Raw genomic sequence first — 15,337 nt, 5'->3', positions numbered from 1 at the left:
CAGACCGGCAACCCGAAGCGTGGCCAATCAGGTCACACCCCAAAAGCCGATCAGATCGGGTGCCGGGCGCTGCAAGGTCGGTGCGACATCGGCCCAATGGCTGAAGCCGTCCAGCCAGTTCGCGAGCGCATAGACCCGTTCGCGGTCGTCGCCGTCCTCGATCTCGTCGATCGCCTGCCGATACGAGTCGGCCATCCAGGTGGCCTCCTCGCCGGACTGAAAACCGACCAGCAGCCCGCGGGGTGCGATCAGCGGCAATTCCGTGTGGCTGCTGAGCAGGTGCCGCAGGCCGGCGGCCGCATGCACCCCACCACGCGCGAGCGCGAAATCCAGGCTGTCCAGCTTCTCACCGTGCAGTGACAGACTGGTGAAACCCCAGGCGTTTTCCTTGATCAACAACTCCAGCAGCCGCCAGCTGGCCGCCCTCCGCTCGGCCGGTACGAACGCACCGGCCAGGATCCGTTCAAGATCTGCGGGCACCGGATCGTCCGGGTCCAGCACCGGCGTCCCGGGAGGTCGGCGGAAGATCGGCCCGAGCTTGGACAACAGCCCGCCATGATCGGCGGTGTGCGGCGGAGCCAGGGCGACGACTGCCTGCTGCCGGAGCCGCTCCGCCCACTGTGGCGGGGCGCCGAACATGCTGCGGACCTCCTCGATCCCGATGGCGTACAGCCGTAGCTCGCCCATGGGCTCAACCTAATTCACCCGCGCGGCACCGGCTATAGGCTCGCGGTATGAACACCAAGTCCCGGCAACTGATCGTCACGGGACTTCTGCTTCTCCTGGTGGCCGTCGTCGTTGTGGCCGCCATCGTCCGCGCCCTCTCGTAGTAGGGTCGGTCGCCGTCGACGAGTCGGGCTGACGAGGGGAACACGAGTGCTGCCGATCCCAGCACCAGGCACACGCCGGGTGAGCGCGCGTCCGGCGCGCCCGTTGCCCGCACTGATCGGGTTGCTGCTCGTCGGGTTGCTGCTGGCGGGCTGGGCCGCTGCACCGGCGTACGCGGACGACCAGCCCGTCTTCACCATCAGCGACGCGCGGATCAGCGAATCCAGCGGCCTGGCCACCGACACCAACCAGGGCCTCTACTGGACCGTGAACGACTCCGGCGACGAGGCCCGGGCGTTCGCGCTGAACGAGTCCGGCCAGGTCCGGGGGACGCTCGGTTTTCGTGCGCAGGTCACCGACGTCGAGGCGGTCGCCTATCACGACGGCTCGCTCTACATCGGTGACATCGGCGACAACGACGGCAAACGCGACTTCGTCACCGTCTACGAACTGTCCAATCCGGCGCCCGACAACGGCACCGTGCTCTATCACGCCTACGACTTCGCCTACCCGGACGGCGCCCACGACGCCGAAGCGTTGTTGATCAAGGACACCGGCCGGATCTACATCGTCACCAAGGGCGCCGACGGCGGCATCTACCGGGCTCCGAAGGACCCGTCCCGGCAGCAGGTCAACCAGCTGACCCGGGTCGCCGACGCACCGCCGTACGTGACCGACGGCACGTTCCTCGCCGATGGCCGGATGGCGCTGCGCAGCTATGTCGACGTCAAGATCGTCGATCCCGGCCAGGACTACAAGGTGGTCGCTCAGGCGGCGACACCGTTCCAGCCGCAGGGCGAGTCGATCACCACCTCGCTGGACGGCAAGAGTCTGCTGGTCGGCAGCGAGGGCAAGGACTCGGCGGTCTATTCGATGCCGATTCCGCAGAGCGTCGGACAGGCCCCGTCGGCCGGCGCCTCACCGCCGGCCGAGAGCGCCACCCCGACGCCGACGCCGAGCGCGACGGCCCGGCGCAGCGAGGCTCCGCAGGACACCGACGTGGAGAACACCTCCGGTCCCGGCCGGCGAGGGACCTGGGGTGCGATCGGGCTGGCCGGTCTGGTCGCCGTGGTCGCCGCCGCCGGCGTCTACTTCGCCCGCGCCAGGAGATAATCCAACGCCCCGCACAGGGCGCTGACATCGTCGGGTTCGATGCCGGCGAACATGCCGATCCGCAGCTGGTTGCGGCCCAGGCTCCGGTACGGCTCGGTGTCCAGAATTCCGTTGCTGCGCAGGGTTTTCGCCAGCCATGCGGCGTCGATCTCGGGCGCGAAGTCGATCGTGCCTACCACCGGTGAGCGCAGGGCCGGGTCCTGGACGAACGGGGTAGCTCCGTCGGTCGCCTCGGCCCAGGCGTACAGCCGGCGGGCGGATTCGCCGGTCCGGCCGGCCGCGTAGGACAGGCCGCCGTTGCCGTTCAGCCAGTCCAACTGCTCGGCGAGCAGGATCAGGGTGGCGACCGCGGGCGTGTTGTAGGTCTGGTTCTTGGCCGAGTTGGAGACGGCAGTGGCCAGGCTCAGCGTCGGCGGGATCCAGCGGTCGGTCGCTGCGATCTCGGCGACCCGTTCCAGGGCCGCAGGGGAGCAGAGGGCGATCCACAGCCCTCCGTCGGAGCCGAAATTCTTCTGCGGGGCGAAGTAGTAGACGTCGGTCTGGCTGATGTCGACCTCTACCCCTCCTGCGGCGGAGGTGCCATCGACCACCGTCAGCGCCGGCTTGCCGCCGCCATCATCGGCGACGATGCGCCGGACCGGTGCGATCGCCCCGGTCGAGGTCTCGTTGTGCGCCCAGGCGTAGGCGTCCACGCCGTCGGTCGGTTCGGGCAGCGCCACCGATCCCATCGGTGCGGACGTCAGCACCGGCTCGTCCAGGTACGGAGCTGCTGCCGCGGCTGCGGCGAACTTGGCCGAGAACTCGCCGAAGCTGCCGTGCGCGCTGCGGTTGCGGATCAGCGAGCTGACGGCGACGTCCCAGAAGGTGGTGGAGCCGCCGTTGCCGAGCACCACCTGATAGCCGTCCGGCAGGTCGAACAGCTCGGCCAGTCCGGCACGCACCCGACCGACCAGATCTCGTACCGGAGCCTGGCGATGGGAGGTGCCCATCGGCAGCCGGCCGGCCGCGGCCAACGCAGCGAAGGCCTCGGGCCTGATCTTGGACGGGCCGCAGCCGAAACGGCCGTCGGCGGGAAGCAGCTCAGCAGGGATGACGAGATCGGTCACGGGCTGATTCTTTCATCGTCACCGCCACGGCCCCGACCGGTTCCCACGCCTCGCCCGTCGGTCCCTCCGGTGGTGTCGGTGATGGCTGCAAGACTGGCCGACATGAACGATGCGCACGACCTGGCCGCGGAACGGATCGACTACTCCGGTGATCATCTGCTGGAGGCCACCGCACCGGCCGACCCGTACCGGTTGTTCGACCGGTGGATGGACGACGCGTTCGCGGCCAAGGAACGCGGCGTGCTGCCGGAGCCGACGGCCGTCGTGGTCAGTACCGTCGACGCGACCGGCCGGCCGAGTTCGCGCACCGTCCTGCTCAAGGCGGTGACGGATGGCGACTTCGTGATCTTCACCAACTACAACTCCCGCAAGGGCGCCGAGTTGGAGGCCAACCCGCACGCCGCGTTGCTGTTCGGCTGGTATCCGCTGCAGCGGCAGGTCCGGATCGAGGGCGTGGCCGAACGGTTGCCGGTGGCCGACTCTGACGCCTACTTCGCCACCCGGCCGCGGGGTTCGCAGCTCGGCGCCTGGGCCTCGGCCCAGTCCAGCGAGGTCGGATCACTGACCGAGCTGCAGGAGTCGTACGCCCGGGCCGAGCGCCGCTTCGACGGCGCCGACGTGCCGCGACCGGAGCATTGGGGCGGCTACCGGATCCGGCCCGAGACGATCGAGTTCTGGCAGGGACAGCCGAGCCGGATGCATGACCGGCTGCTCTACCGCCGGACCGGCACCGGTTGGACCATCACCCGAGTCGCGCCGTGACCACCCGGGATCCGACCGAACGGGCAATGGTGAGTTGCCGCTGAGGCCGGACACTGGATACCCGCTGTGAAGGGTTTGTGTTGCGGTGGAAGGATGATCCCGTGTTGTCGGGGATCAAACAGCCGGCGCGAGCCAGCGCCGCCGAACATTACTCCCGGCTCACTGTGTGGCTGCACGGCCTGCTGCCACGATTCCTGAGCTGGATCCCGATCACCTGGATCGGCTTCGCGATGATCGGGCTGACCGGCTTCGGAATCGACATCGGCATGCTGACGCTGCTGCACGGCGGCGTGCACGTCCCGTACCCGATCGCGGTGACGCTCAGCTACACGGTGGCCAGCGTCGCCAACTTCATCCTCAACCGCTGGCTCAACTTCCAGGTCCACGGCGACATCGCCAAGCAGTCCAGCAAGCAGCTGGTGGTCGTCGTCAGCAACTACCTGATCTGGATCCTCGGCTTCTCCACCGTGCTGGACGTGATCGGCGTGCAGTATCAGGTGGCTCGGATCATCTCGGCCTGCGTGGAGGGCCTCTACCTGTATCTGATGATGCGACTGTGGGTCTTCCGCGGCAGCAACTCCACCGCGCCACTGGCACCCGCCACCGATCGAGCCGCCGTCGCCGGCAAGACCCAGCAGAAGTCGATCACCCGCTGAGAGTGGATGACAGGTCGGCTGGAACAGAACAAATCCAACGGCTACTCTGCCTGGACTGGCCTTCCCTTAAGCAGTCGAACCATGCGTCGGTCTCGCCCCCGCCAGTTGTCGTTAGAACCTGAACCTGGACGCAGGGTCGGAGCTGACTTGCACAACTGATCGTGGTTTTAGTGCCGCGGAGGGTCGGTGATCTTGTTCATCATGGCTTCGGTGTCGGCGTCGATTCGGGGTTGGGCGCTGATCGGTAACGGGGCGATGTTGATCCTGAGGTGCACAGTTGAGTCGAATTTGTCGGGTTGGGCGGGTTAGAGGGCCTTATCAGAGGCTGGGAAGTGTGCTGGTCTGGGGCACTAATGGGTGGACGGATAGCCTGCGGGGTGGCCCCATTTGTGCGGAAGGTGAAGACCGCGTCGGGCGCTATAGCTGTCGTGGAGAAGCGCAATGGCCGGCGTCAGATCCTGGAGCATGTGGGGTCGGCTCGCGCTGTGCGCCGCACTCGGTGCACGTCCCTGCCGATCGCTGCTGTGCCGTTCGCGAAGCAGATCTGGCCGGGCATCCCGCCTGGCTGGCATTACTACCAGTGCTTCGCTATGTCAGGCATGACATTGGTTGCCCCTACGGGCGCAGTGGAATCGGTCGACCCATCACAACCGGGACAGGCGAACGAGTCGCTGAATCACGTCGCTGGACCTTGGGTCCTCAATCGACTCGGTTGACCGGCGTCGTTGATCCCAACTGATCTCAAGAGCGTCCCTGACTGAACGATCGCCTGGTGAGGACGCGGAGCGATGGCGCGACGAGGCCGAATCACGCTCTGAAGCTGAGTCCAGCCTGAGGAGGAGATTGACGTCGAACCATAGCTTCGCCAACATTTGCCCTTACATAGCAAAGGCCCATCGAAAAAAGGGCCTCCTCGGGTATCTCGACATGGTGTCGAGAAGTGTTTTTGCGCACTTTGGTGAATGCAAGAGCAAGAACCGAAGAAACGACGGACGAAGGAGTCCAACTCAAGAAATCGCTGCGCAGTCGTGGGTTGCTTCTCACAGCCTTCATCTCGGTGAGCATCCTCGCCAGGATGTTTCCTCAGGAAGCCCACGCATCCCCGGAAACGTCGTCGAGCATCGACAAAGTTCAGGCGCAGATCCAAGCCATGGATGATCCTGTTGTCAAAGAGTGGGCAACAAAGAAGCTGGAGTCCTCGATCAAGCTCGGGGGAACAGAAGTCGCACTGTCAGTTTCAAACTATACGCCGGCATCTTCGGCGACCCCAGGCGGAGTTTCGCCGATGGCATTCCCCAGTGGCTGTGGCCTTTATGTGGCTCTTCGCAGTTGAGGGTGTAGCTGGGATGTGATCAAACGCGCTCGAGTGGCGGCGCGTCGGTGAGCTGGTGGGTGTCGGGGTCTTTCGATGATGGAGGTTCTCACACCGGCCCATCGGAAAGACCCCGACGTTGCACAACGCTACCTTCCAGTGCCCTGATCTGACCACGTTCTGCCGGCTCGACGCGCTCGGGCTTCAGGTCGTCGGTCAGCGGCTCGAAGCCGGCCGGGCCGAGCTGGCCTGCCGGGTCGTCGATGCTGATGATTGGTGTCACCGCTGCGGCTGTCAGGGCATTGCCCGCGACAGTGTGGTGCGGCGGCTGGCGCACGAGCCGCTCGGGTGGCGGCCCACCACGTTGGTCGTCACGGTCCGCCGGTACCGCTGTACGGGCTGCGGGCATGTGTGGCGCCAAGACACCAGCCGGGCGGCCGAACCACGAGCCAAACTGTCGCGAGCTGGTTTGCGGTGGGCCTTGGAAGGGATCGTGTGTCAGCACCTGACGGTGGCCCGGATCGCCGAAGGACTCGCGGTGTCATGGAACACCGCCAACACCGCGATCCTGGCCGAAGGCAAGCGGGTCTTGATTGATGATCCGGCCCGGTTCGACGGTGTGCGGGTGATCGGGATCGACGAACACTCCTGGCGGCACACCCGCCACGGGGACAAGTTCGTCACCGTGATCATCGACATGACGCCGGTGCGGGATCGGAGGGGACCCGCGCGGCTGCTGGACATGATCGAGGGCCGCTCCAAGCAGGTGTTCAAGACCTGGCTGAACGATCGACCACAAGCCTGGCGCGACCAGATCGAGGTCGTCGGCATGGACGGGTTCACCGGCTACAAAACCGCGGCCACCGAGGAACTACCCGAGGCGGTCACCGTGATGGACCCATTCCACATGGTCCGCCTGGCCGGGGACGCGTTGGAACAGTGCCGGCAACGGGTCCAGCAGCAAACTCTGGGCCACCGCGGCCGCAAGGGTGATCCTCTCTACAGTGCCCGCCGGACCCTGCTCACCGGGCAAGATCTCCTCACCGACAAACAACGTGACCGACTGGCCAACCTGTTCGCCACCGACCGGCATGTCGAGGTCGAAGTGACCTGGGGCATCTACCAACAGGTGATCGCTGCCTACCGGGCGCCCGACCGGACGGCCGGGAAGATGATCATGAAACGAGTCGTCGACGCGATCTCCGACAACGTTCCGGCCGCGCTGGTCGAGATCGGCAAACTCGGCCGCACCCTGAAACGCCGCGCTGCTGACGTGATCGCCTACTTCGACCGGCCCCACACCTCCAACGGACCTACCGAAGCGATCAACGGCCGCCTCGAACACCTCCGCGGCTCCGCCCTCGGATTCCGCAACCTCACCAACTACATCGCCCGTAGCCTGCTCGAAGCCGGAGGATTCAGACCCCAACTACACCGTCGATTCTGAAGAGCCCTTTATGTGTACATCTTCAATGACGCTGGATACGTTGAAAGCAGCAACATGACTGCCTGCAAGACAACATTCCAGTTTGCAACGATGACGTCACAGCTCTATCTGATCCATCACACAACGCGGATTTCACAGCAAGTCGCCGGCAAGACTGCGAACTACACTGGCGAGACCAGCGCGGTGCTTGAGTACCACTGGAACTGCAACAACACGAACCTCTCGGGCTTCAGGACCAACACCCAGGGGTCATTGGCCATAGGCGGCACGGAGTATCATGCTTCCGCCTACGACAAATTTGATGAGGATATCCATTGCGGGATCTGAGGTCTCGACGGCAGGTGCAGGAGTTCTTGCTGGAGCACTTCGACGCCCTGTACAGGGTTCCTGTACCCGTAGAGGACGAGATTGCCTCTGGTTTGCGCTGGTATCTCACTGGGCCTGACGAAGTGGTTGCAGTCCTCGACTCAGTGGTCCGAGTGCATGGCTCGGGCCGCCTCCGGCAACACGGTCTACCTGAGGGGGAAATCGCCGAATGCACATATTCGGTTGAAATGCGCCACGGTTCGATCAACATGGACCCGTCTGACGTGGAAGTGATTGTCTATGTCGATGGTGCGCCCGTTACCGGGCTCATGTCGGAGGGCGACGACGGTTGGACAGTGCGCTGCAATATCGACAGCTGCGCCGTTTCCGTTGGTTTTCCTCGGGCGACCACGCCGGATCGCCCGAGGTCTATACAACTGGTCTCAACGGATGGTCTGCATGTTCCGGCGGGGTACACGGGTCGCATGTAGATCCAGGGGATACCTGGGCCAAGGCGACGTAAGGCCTCTCTCTCGAATCTCACGGCGCCTTGGGTTGGCCAGCGGATAGAAGCGCCGGGGCACCGCCCTGATTTGTGGTTGCCCCTGCGTACCGACTCCTCTGCTCGCGGGCGCGCCACCGAGGGCGATAGGATGACCAGATCAGCGGACCCTGATGGAAGATCTGGTTCTCACCGTCGCCCTGCGCGGACAGGATCTCTCGAGAGTCAGATCAGACCTGAGTTGCACACAGTTGATCGGACACAAGCCATAAGCTTCGAAGGCGCTGGCGTCGGCTGCCATCCACGGATCGACGGGCCGGTAGCCGGCTAGCGATCGGGTGAACGCGTCGTTGGACGTTCTCCAGTGATTGCCGAGCCTACGAGCCACATTCCTGAAGGCAGCGCGAGATCGTAGGCCTCTTGACAATCTCCCGTATTACGTTAACGTTCAGCGAAAGTACGCGAGTGGCAAGAGTACGAAAGGTCATCGGAAGATGCGCAAGTATGTTCGCGCATGTGGTGTCTCGGTGGCGACTGCGCTAATTCTACTGGGCAGCCTCGGTGCCGCAGAAGCGCAAGCAGTTCAGAGGCATATGTGTGATTCATGCAGTGGAGGCGGCGGTGTAATTATCGACTGCTCTGCGAACAAGTTCTGTAGCTAGTCGTACTAACGCCTACTGGTATTCACTGCTACGAACGGGCGTGTCTGCGGTCGATTGACTGCGGATTCCGGCCGACCCGGCCGATCGCGACTCTAAATGCCGTCGAATGCTCGCCGCCGCGAGTGTTCGTTTCGTTAGGGAATTCGTGATGACGAGGCGTTCACGTGAGAAAGTGGACTTTTCTTCCGTGTTGGGTAGGTTGTCCGAAGTTCTGCGGTGGCCCGAGCCGCTACTGGCCGATCTGATGGGTCAGATGGCGACATACGGAACACAACAATCAAGCGAGCTCGTTGAGCTCGATCTCGACGCCGAGAAACTGATCGGCAAACTCCTCCAGCACCCGCAGCCGAGGATCGGGGACGGGCAGCAGCCGCGGTTGCAGGAGCTCCTTGATCGGAGTCAGTTCGGCGGGTTCGAGAGCCGCCAGTACGCCGGCGCGGTCGCCGCCGCCGACCACCGCGGCAAGATCATCGACGGCGGGCAGCAGCAGCTCGGAAACGGCCGCCGACGCCTTCTGATAGAGCTGCCGCGCCTGATTGTCACGGCGTCGCGCATAGCGCTGCTGGGACCAACCGCCGGCCTTGGTTTTCCCTTGTACGTAACCGGTTCCGGTCTTGTGTCCGAGCAGCCGATCGCCGTCGAACAGGCCGACTCCGAAGCCGCCGCGGCGGACCAAGATCACCCCGACGCGTCGATCGAGCAGCACATGATCAACCAGCCGCTGCTGCAGCGATCCGGTCGACTCGGACAACGGCGGGAACGGGACGGTGATCATGGCCTCGGCACCGTCGGGTGCCGCCAGCGCGAGTTGTTGATCATGAAGAGTCGCGCTCGGCTCGCCGTGCCGGACGGCGAAATTCTGCAGCCAGCGGAGCAGCCGGGAGCGTTCGATGCTGATCTTGCGTGATTCGGCGGCCACGATTCAGTCGGCCTCGTGTCTGGTGCCGCGGGTCCGGCGAAACTCCACCGGTGACTGGCCGTATCGACTCCGGAAGGCCGCCCGGAAGGACGGCAGGTCGCCGTAGCCGACCTGGGCCGCGGTCTCGGTCACCGTGCGGTCCTCCAGTAACAGCTGGGCCGCGGACGCCATCCGCAACTCGCGTAGCGTCGCCATCATCGGCCGGCCCCCGTTGTCGATGAACAACCGTTCGGCGTGGCGCTGGGACAGATGCACCGCGGCCGCGACCTCGCGTACCGTGATCGGCCGGGCGAGATTGTCCCGCAGGTAGCGATGCATCAACGCGTACGCCTGTTGCCCCGGCTGCTGCCTCACCGGCGTCACCTCGATCACCGAATCGTCGGCGAACGCCCGGCCGGTCTCGATGATCAATGCCGCGCCGAGCGACCGGCACAGTCCGCGATGGCCGGACCGAGGCCGGTCCGCCTCGGTGGCCAGCGCCGACAACAACGCCGGGATCGAACCGAGCCTCCTCGACACCACCGGACCGGTGTCGAGGCCGGTCCACCAACCCCGGCTGCCGATCCGCGGCGCCGACGATCGAGCCAGCAGACCGAAGCCCCAGAAGGCGATCCCGAGCGGATCATCCGGGTCCGACTCGATCTCGTGCACCACGCCCGGCCGGGCCAGGAAGAGTTGGCCCGGCCCGACGGTGTACTCGTCGTCTCCGTGGCTGAACCGCCCGGTGCCGGCGTAGCACAGGCACACCTCGTAGAAGGAGTGACGGTGCCAGTAGTTGCGCCATGGCTCCGGTTCGTAGAAGCCCCAACTGGTGAAGTCGGCCTCGAATCCCTCGACCCGGCAGTGATCGAGCAGTCCGGGCAACCGGACGATCGCGCCCGCCGAAGCGATCTCCGCCAAGGCGGTGCCGGGCGCGGCGAGGTCGGAAGTCACCCGGTGATCATGCCCCCTGGCGTCCGGTCGGGTCGATCCCGGTCAAGATCATGCCCTGGCCGAGCGAATGATCATGGGCCTTGATCGCGGGCGGATCGGCCGGATCGCGGAACTGCACCAGCCAGGTGGTCCGCATCTCGTCGCTCACGTTCACACCCGAGCCGTGCACGGTCAGGTAGGGGAAGAAGATCGCGTCGCCGGCCTTGGCGGGAATGTCGATCGCGTCCTCGATCGGCACCTCGGGCAGGTGATAGCCGCCGGTCTCGTCATGCTTGCGCGGCCCGGCCAGATGGCTGCCGGGGACTACTCGCAGGCACCCGCGCTCGACCGGCGCGTCGTCGAAGAAGAAGATCACCGCGCCGACCCGGTGATGGGTGTGCGGGAAGAACGGGTAGTCCTGGTGCATCGGGAACGGCGACCCGTTCTCCGGCGGCTTCACGAATGCCTTGGTGTGATGCAGTTGCACATTGGGGGTGCCCAGCACGGCCGCTGCGACCTCGGTGAAGCGCGGATCGACCAGAAGCCGGGAGTACGCGGCCGAGTAGAACTGCGCGTCGTGCAGGTGCTTCAGATGCGTGGTCGCGCCCATCGACACCGTGGCCGCCGAAGCCCAGGTCGGGTCGTCGTCGCGGGCGAGCTGGGCAAGCAGCCGATGGGTCTCGCTCCGGTACGCGGCCGCCTCGGTCGGACCGAGCAGGCCGTCCACCTTGACGAAGCCCTGCTCCGCGTACGCGGCGGCGTACATCTCAAGCTGGTCAGGGGAATAGTGCGGTGCCGGCGCGGTCAGATCGGTCAGCGGTACGACGTCGTCGGTGGTGGTCATGATCAAGAACTCTCCTGGAGCGGTTGCCGTGTGACAGCGACGCTACGGATTGCGGGAGTCCCCGGCCAGGGGTGATGCGGACGAACACCGGCGGTGACCCGGACATGCGCGTGAACCGTCAGATCTCGGTGACCTCGACGAGGTCCTCGAGCCCCCGAAAGTCGTCCGGGTTGCGGGTGTACAAGCGGGCGGAGTGGGCGTGCGCGGTTGCAGCGATCAACAAGTCCATGTTGCGACGCCGGGGCTGCCGGCCGGCATCGACTACAGCAGAGGCGAGTCGGCCGTAGCTGTCGGCGACAGGCTCGTCAACGGGCAACGGTGCGTCAAACCGGCGCTGCAAGATCGTCAGTCGGCGCAGTCGTTCGGCTCGGGTAGCTAGGTCGGTGGCAATCAGCACTCCGAAGTGAAGCTCGGCCAACGTGATAGCGCTGATCGCTAGTTCACCGTCCAGGGGCGCGACATCGGTGGCGATGACCACGGATGTGTCCAGGATTGCCCTCATGCGACTGTCCAGGGATCTTGTGGAAGGTCGTCGAGCCGCTCCCGGTCATGTTCCCACGCAGTGTCCGCTGGGCCATTGAACAGGTCCGCGACCTGATCCCAGGTGCGCCACGGACTGGTGACGCCGGCAGCGGCCACCAAGTGCACCGCCGGCCGGCCGGCAACTGTGACCGTGATGTCTTCTCCTGCTTCCACGCGCCGGACAAGTTCGGAGGCATTCTGGCGTAGTTCGCGTAGGCCGACGTGGATGCTCATGGCGCCACCCTACTCCGAAGTAGCACAAGTGCTATCTAAAAATGCAGCGGCGACCAGGCATCCCGGGCAGGACAAACCCGCGAGCTGGTCGTCGTACCCAACCGAACATGAGGATCGGTTCCTCGTAGGAGGTGGAGGTACGCGGCCGGGGGACAAATCCGGCGCTCGCGGGTTCGGGTGTTGGCTGTGGATTCGCCGGCCGCTCGGGCCAGTCATCCGCGCTGGAACGTATCCAGCTGACCTGTCCTGGGGCGGCTAGCTAGCCGTCACCTCACTTGTCCGTAAGTCATACATCCTTCGGACCACCTCCTTTCCGTGTGCGGCCCACGCTAGGTCGGCCGACCCACCCCGGTCAATGGATTTCTCCCGGCGCCTTTTCAGGCCGGGATCACCGGTCAGGCCAGGATCACCTCGACGCCGGACGCCCGCATCCGCTTGACCTGATCCGGATCGGCGTCGGTGTCGGTCAGCACCGCGGTCACCTCCGACAGGTGACAGATCCGGGAGAAGCCGACCTCGCCGAACTTGGTCGCATCGACCACCACGAAGGCCTGCTTGGCCCGGGTCACCATGATCCGGTTGATCGCGGCCTCCGCCTCGTCGTTGGTGCTGACACCGGCGTCCGCATCGATCCCGGTCGCGCCGAGAAAGCACAGATCGGGCGTCAGCTGGCTCAGCGTCTCCGAGGCCAGCGACCCGACCAATTCGTAACTCTGCGGCCGCGCGACCCCGCCGCAGACCACGATCTTGATGAACGGCCGGACGGTCAGCTCGGTGGCGATGTTGATCGCGTTGGTCACCACGGTGACGCCGCCGCGCAGCGGTGCCGAGGTGGGGATCGCGCGGGCGATCTCGACGGTCGTGGTGCCGCCGTTCATCGCCACCGTGCAGCCGGGCCAGAGCATTTCCACCGCCCGCTGCGCGATCCGAGTCTTCGCCTCTGCCCGATTGGTGGACTTGTAGCGGATCGGCAGGTCGTAGCTGGTGGCATTGGGGACGGCGCCGCCGTGCGTCCTGGACAACAGTTGCTGATCGGCAAGATGATCCAGGTCGCGGCGGATGGTCGCCGCGGAAACGCCGAAATGATCAGCGGTCTGCTCGACGTCGATCCTGCCGTTCTCGACCAGTCGCTCGAGAAGGGCGGTCAACCGCTCGGCTCGGGTCATCGTTGCCTCCTGTCCCGCGGGCTTTTCGGACCCCGGCGGGTTCCCAGCATGATATGTTCATATCTGCTTGTTTGCGTAGGAAATAAGCACAATTCATCCGTTCGAGCGGGACTTTCATCCCGTACGACATCCCTGGAGGACCCGGTGGTCACAGCGCCCGGCCAGTACGTCACCGCAGAGATCGCTTCTCAGCCCGAGACCTGGTCCCGGGCCGTCGACCTGGCCGCCCAGGTCGCCGATCGCCTGCCCAGGACCGGCGAACGGGTCGCGTTCGTCGGCTGCGGTACGTCCTGGTTCGTCAGCCAGGTGCTCGCATCCTGGCGGGAAGCGGCCGGGCTCGGCGAGTCCGACGCCTTCACCGCCACCGAGACCCCGCTGCGTCGCAGTTACGACCGGATCGTCACCATCACCCGCTCCGGCACCACCACCGAGGTGATCGAGTTGCTGGAGCAGGTGAAGGGCAGGACGCCGACGGTGTCGCTGACCGCCGACCTGAACACGCCGATCGTCGATGCGGCCGACGAGGTGATCGACCTGTCCTTCGCCGACGAGACGTCGGTGGTGCAGACCCGTTTCGCCACCACCGCGCTGATGTTGTTCCGCCGACAACTCGGCCTGGTGCCCGATGGCATCGTCGATGCCTGCCGGGCCGCGGTCGAGGCCGACTTGCCCGAGCGCCATGTCGATGCCGAGCAGATCAGCTTCCTGGGCCGGGGCTGGAGCATCGGCATCGCCAACGAGGCCGCGCTGAAATTCCGCGAGACCTCCTCCAGTTGGGCGGAGTCGTACTCGGCGATGGAGTATCGGCACGGCCCGATCAGCATCGCCCAGCCCGGTCGACTGACCTGGGTGTTCGGCGAGGCCCCGGCCGGTCTGGCCGATCAGGTCGCCGCGACCGGTGCAGAATTCGTTGATCATGATCTTGATCCGCTGGTCGATCTGGTGCTGGCACAACGGGTGGCTGTGGCCCGAGCGCTCAAGCTGGGTGGCAATCCCGACGAGCCGCGCAACCTCACCCGCTCCGTCGTCCTCTCCTCCTGACCGCGCGTCCTGCCGGAAGTTGATCATGACAACAGAATCCGAACCGACCCCGCTGGTGGCCGCTGTTGATCTTGGCGGCACCTACACCAAGATCGGCCTGATCGACCGCAACGCGACGGTGCTGGCCGAGACGAAGGTGCCCACCAAGATCACCGCCGGCCCGGACGGCGACGGCGGCCTCGGCACGGTCAGCTGGCTGGGTGACGAGATCGCCGCCTTCGTCGAAGCCGAGGCGCCCCGGCCGGCGCAGCAGGTCGTCGGCTTCGGTGTGATCGTGCCCGGCATCATCAACTCCGAATCCGGCACCGTGATCGCCGCCCCCAACATCGGCTGGTACGAGGTCGAGGTCGCCGGACCGCTGACCGAGCGCCTCGGGCTGCCCGGTGCGATCGGGCACGACGTCCGGACCGCCGGGCTGGCCGAATGGCAGCTCGGCGCGGCTCGGGGGAGCAGCAATCTGCTCTTCGTGCCGCTCGGCACCGGCATCGCCGCCGCCGTGGTGGTCGACGGCCGGTTGCTGGAGGCCGACGGCTACGCCGGCGAGCTCGGCCACACCCCGGTCCCGGCCGCCGGCGAGTTGGTCTGTGCCTGCGGCGGCATCGGCTGCCTGGAGATCGTCGCCTCGGCGGCCGGAGTGGTCCGCAACTACACCCGCGTGACCAACTTCGACCGGGTGCCGAGCGCGGAGGAGATCGCCGCCTCCGCCCGCAACGGTGATCATGCGGCGCAGTCGGCGTTCGAGTTGGCCGCGACGGCGCTGGCCGAGGCATTCGTGATCGCGGTGACGTTGTTCGGCCCGGAGACGATCGTGATCGGTGGCGGGCTGTCCGGAGCCGCGGACCTGCTGCTGCCACGGATCGAGCAGGAGTTCGACCGTCGACTCACCTTCCAACGCCGGCCGTCCTTGATCATCTCCGCGTTCGGCAGTCAGGCCGGCATGGTCGGCGCCGGGCTGCTCGGCTGGAATAGCGTGCCGTCGTGAGCATTCGACGACTGCGCTGTCGC

The 15,337-nt window shown here is 65.7% G+C and carries 16 protein-coding genes; 8 read left to right on the top strand and 8 right to left on the bottom strand.

What is annotated here, in order from left to right:
* Positions 1 to 27 precede the first annotated feature (27 nt).
* Positions 28 to 687 (bottom strand): DUF7691 family protein, encoded by a 660-nt coding sequence (locus FOE78_RS21075; RefSeq protein ID WP_143988006.1) that lies wholly within the window; start codon positions 685 to 687, stop codon positions 28 to 30.
* 222 nt (positions 688 to 909) lie between these two features.
* On the opposite strand from FOE78_RS21075, the gene FOE78_RS21070 reads away from it, so the two are divergent.
* Entirely contained in the window at positions 910 to 1,941 is a 1,032-nt protein-coding gene (locus FOE78_RS21070) for a hypothetical protein (RefSeq protein ID WP_143988005.1), read from the top strand.
* Here FOE78_RS21070 and serC read toward each other — a convergent pair.
* The gene (gene serC, locus FOE78_RS21065) at positions 1,917 to 3,047 is read right to left on the bottom strand and encodes a phosphoserine transaminase (RefSeq protein ID WP_143988004.1); all 1,131 of its coding nucleotides are present in this window, start codon (positions 3,045 to 3,047) and stop codon (positions 1,917 to 1,919) included. The genes FOE78_RS21070 and serC overlap by 25 nt on opposite strands.
* An 81-nt stretch (positions 3,048 to 3,128) precedes the next feature.
* Between serC and pdxH the strand changes: the two genes are divergently transcribed.
* From pdxH to FOE78_RS21035, 5 genes are all read left to right on the top strand, one after another.
* Positions 3,129 to 3,809 (top strand): pyridoxamine 5'-phosphate oxidase, encoded by a 681-nt coding sequence (gene pdxH, locus FOE78_RS21060; protein WP_228265927.1) that lies wholly within the window; start codon positions 3,129 to 3,131, stop codon positions 3,807 to 3,809.
* A gap of 101 nt (positions 3,810 to 3,910) precedes the next feature.
* On the top strand, positions 3,911 to 4,465 hold the full coding sequence (locus FOE78_RS21055; protein WP_143988003.1) for a GtrA family protein: 555 nt from the start codon (positions 3,911 to 3,913) through the stop codon (positions 4,463 to 4,465).
* Positions 4,466 to 5,405: 940 nt separating this feature from the next.
* Positions 5,406 to 5,798, top strand: coding sequence for a hypothetical protein (locus tag FOE78_RS21045; protein WP_143988001.1), 393 nt, complete (start codon positions 5,406 to 5,408; stop codon positions 5,796 to 5,798).
* 118 nt (positions 5,799 to 5,916) lie between these two features.
* Positions 5,917 to 7,224 carry an ISL3 family transposase gene (locus FOE78_RS21040; RefSeq protein WP_143985362.1) on the top strand — a complete coding sequence of 436 codons (1,308 nt, stop codon included), beginning with the start codon at positions 5,917 to 5,919 and terminating at the stop codon, positions 7,222 to 7,224.
* Between the two features lie 12 nt (positions 7,225 to 7,236).
* Positions 7,237 to 7,551: a hypothetical protein gene (locus FOE78_RS21035; protein ID WP_143988000.1), complete on the top strand. Its 315-nt coding sequence runs from the start codon at positions 7,237 to 7,239 to the stop codon at positions 7,549 to 7,551.
* Between the two features lie 1,420 nt (positions 7,552 to 8,971).
* Here FOE78_RS21035 and FOE78_RS21030 read toward each other — a convergent pair.
* The 6 genes from FOE78_RS21030 to FOE78_RS21005 all read right to left on the bottom strand — a co-directional run bounded on the left by FOE78_RS21030 (position 8,972) and on the right by FOE78_RS21005 (position 13,291).
* A complete protein-coding gene (locus tag FOE78_RS21030; RefSeq protein ID WP_143987999.1) occupies positions 8,972 to 9,613 on the bottom strand; it encodes an acVLRF1 family peptidyl-tRNA hydrolase in 642 nt (213 codons plus the stop codon).
* A gap of 3 nt (positions 9,614 to 9,616) precedes the next feature.
* Positions 9,617 to 10,546, bottom strand: a complete 930-nt coding sequence (locus tag FOE78_RS21025; RefSeq protein ID WP_143987998.1) for an AraC family transcriptional regulator — start codon at positions 10,544 to 10,546, stop codon at positions 9,617 to 9,619.
* A gap of 7 nt (positions 10,547 to 10,553) precedes the next feature.
* On the bottom strand, positions 10,554 to 11,369 hold the full coding sequence (locus FOE78_RS21020; RefSeq protein WP_228265926.1) for a phytanoyl-CoA dioxygenase family protein: 816 nt from the start codon (positions 11,367 to 11,369) through the stop codon (positions 10,554 to 10,556).
* A 118-nt stretch (positions 11,370 to 11,487) separates the two neighbouring features.
* A complete protein-coding gene (locus FOE78_RS21015) occupies positions 11,488 to 11,871 on the bottom strand; it encodes a type II toxin-antitoxin system VapC family toxin (RefSeq protein WP_143987997.1) in 384 nt (127 codons plus the stop codon).
* A complete protein-coding gene (locus tag FOE78_RS21010) occupies positions 11,868 to 12,125 on the bottom strand; it encodes a type II toxin-antitoxin system Phd/YefM family antitoxin (RefSeq protein ID WP_143987996.1) in 258 nt (85 codons plus the stop codon). Before FOE78_RS21010 ends, FOE78_RS21015 begins: the two co-directional genes overlap by 4 nt.
* A gap of 395 nt (positions 12,126 to 12,520) precedes the next feature.
* The gene (locus FOE78_RS21005; RefSeq protein WP_143987995.1) at positions 12,521 to 13,291 is read right to left on the bottom strand and encodes a DeoR/GlpR family DNA-binding transcription regulator; all 771 of its coding nucleotides are present in this window, start codon (positions 13,289 to 13,291) and stop codon (positions 12,521 to 12,523) included.
* Positions 13,292 to 13,435: 144 nt separating this feature from the next.
* On the opposite strand from FOE78_RS21005, the gene FOE78_RS21000 reads away from it, so the two are divergent.
* A complete protein-coding gene (locus FOE78_RS21000) occupies positions 13,436 to 14,332 on the top strand; it encodes an SIS domain-containing protein (RefSeq protein ID WP_228265925.1) in 897 nt (298 codons plus the stop codon).
* 25 nt (positions 14,333 to 14,357) lie between these two features.
* On the top strand, positions 14,358 to 15,314 hold the full coding sequence (locus FOE78_RS20995; protein WP_143987993.1) for an ROK family protein: 957 nt from the start codon (positions 14,358 to 14,360) through the stop codon (positions 15,312 to 15,314).
* The last annotated feature ends 23 nt before the right edge of the window (positions 15,315 to 15,337 follow it).

Origin of the sequence: Microlunatus elymi (assembly GCF_007362775.1) — a bacterium.
Classification (GTDB): domain Bacteria; phylum Actinomycetota; class Actinomycetes; order Propionibacteriales; family Propionibacteriaceae; genus Microlunatus; species Microlunatus elymi.
Note: the sequence above shows the minus strand (reverse complement) of the source record. Positions and strands in the feature narration are given on the sequence as shown.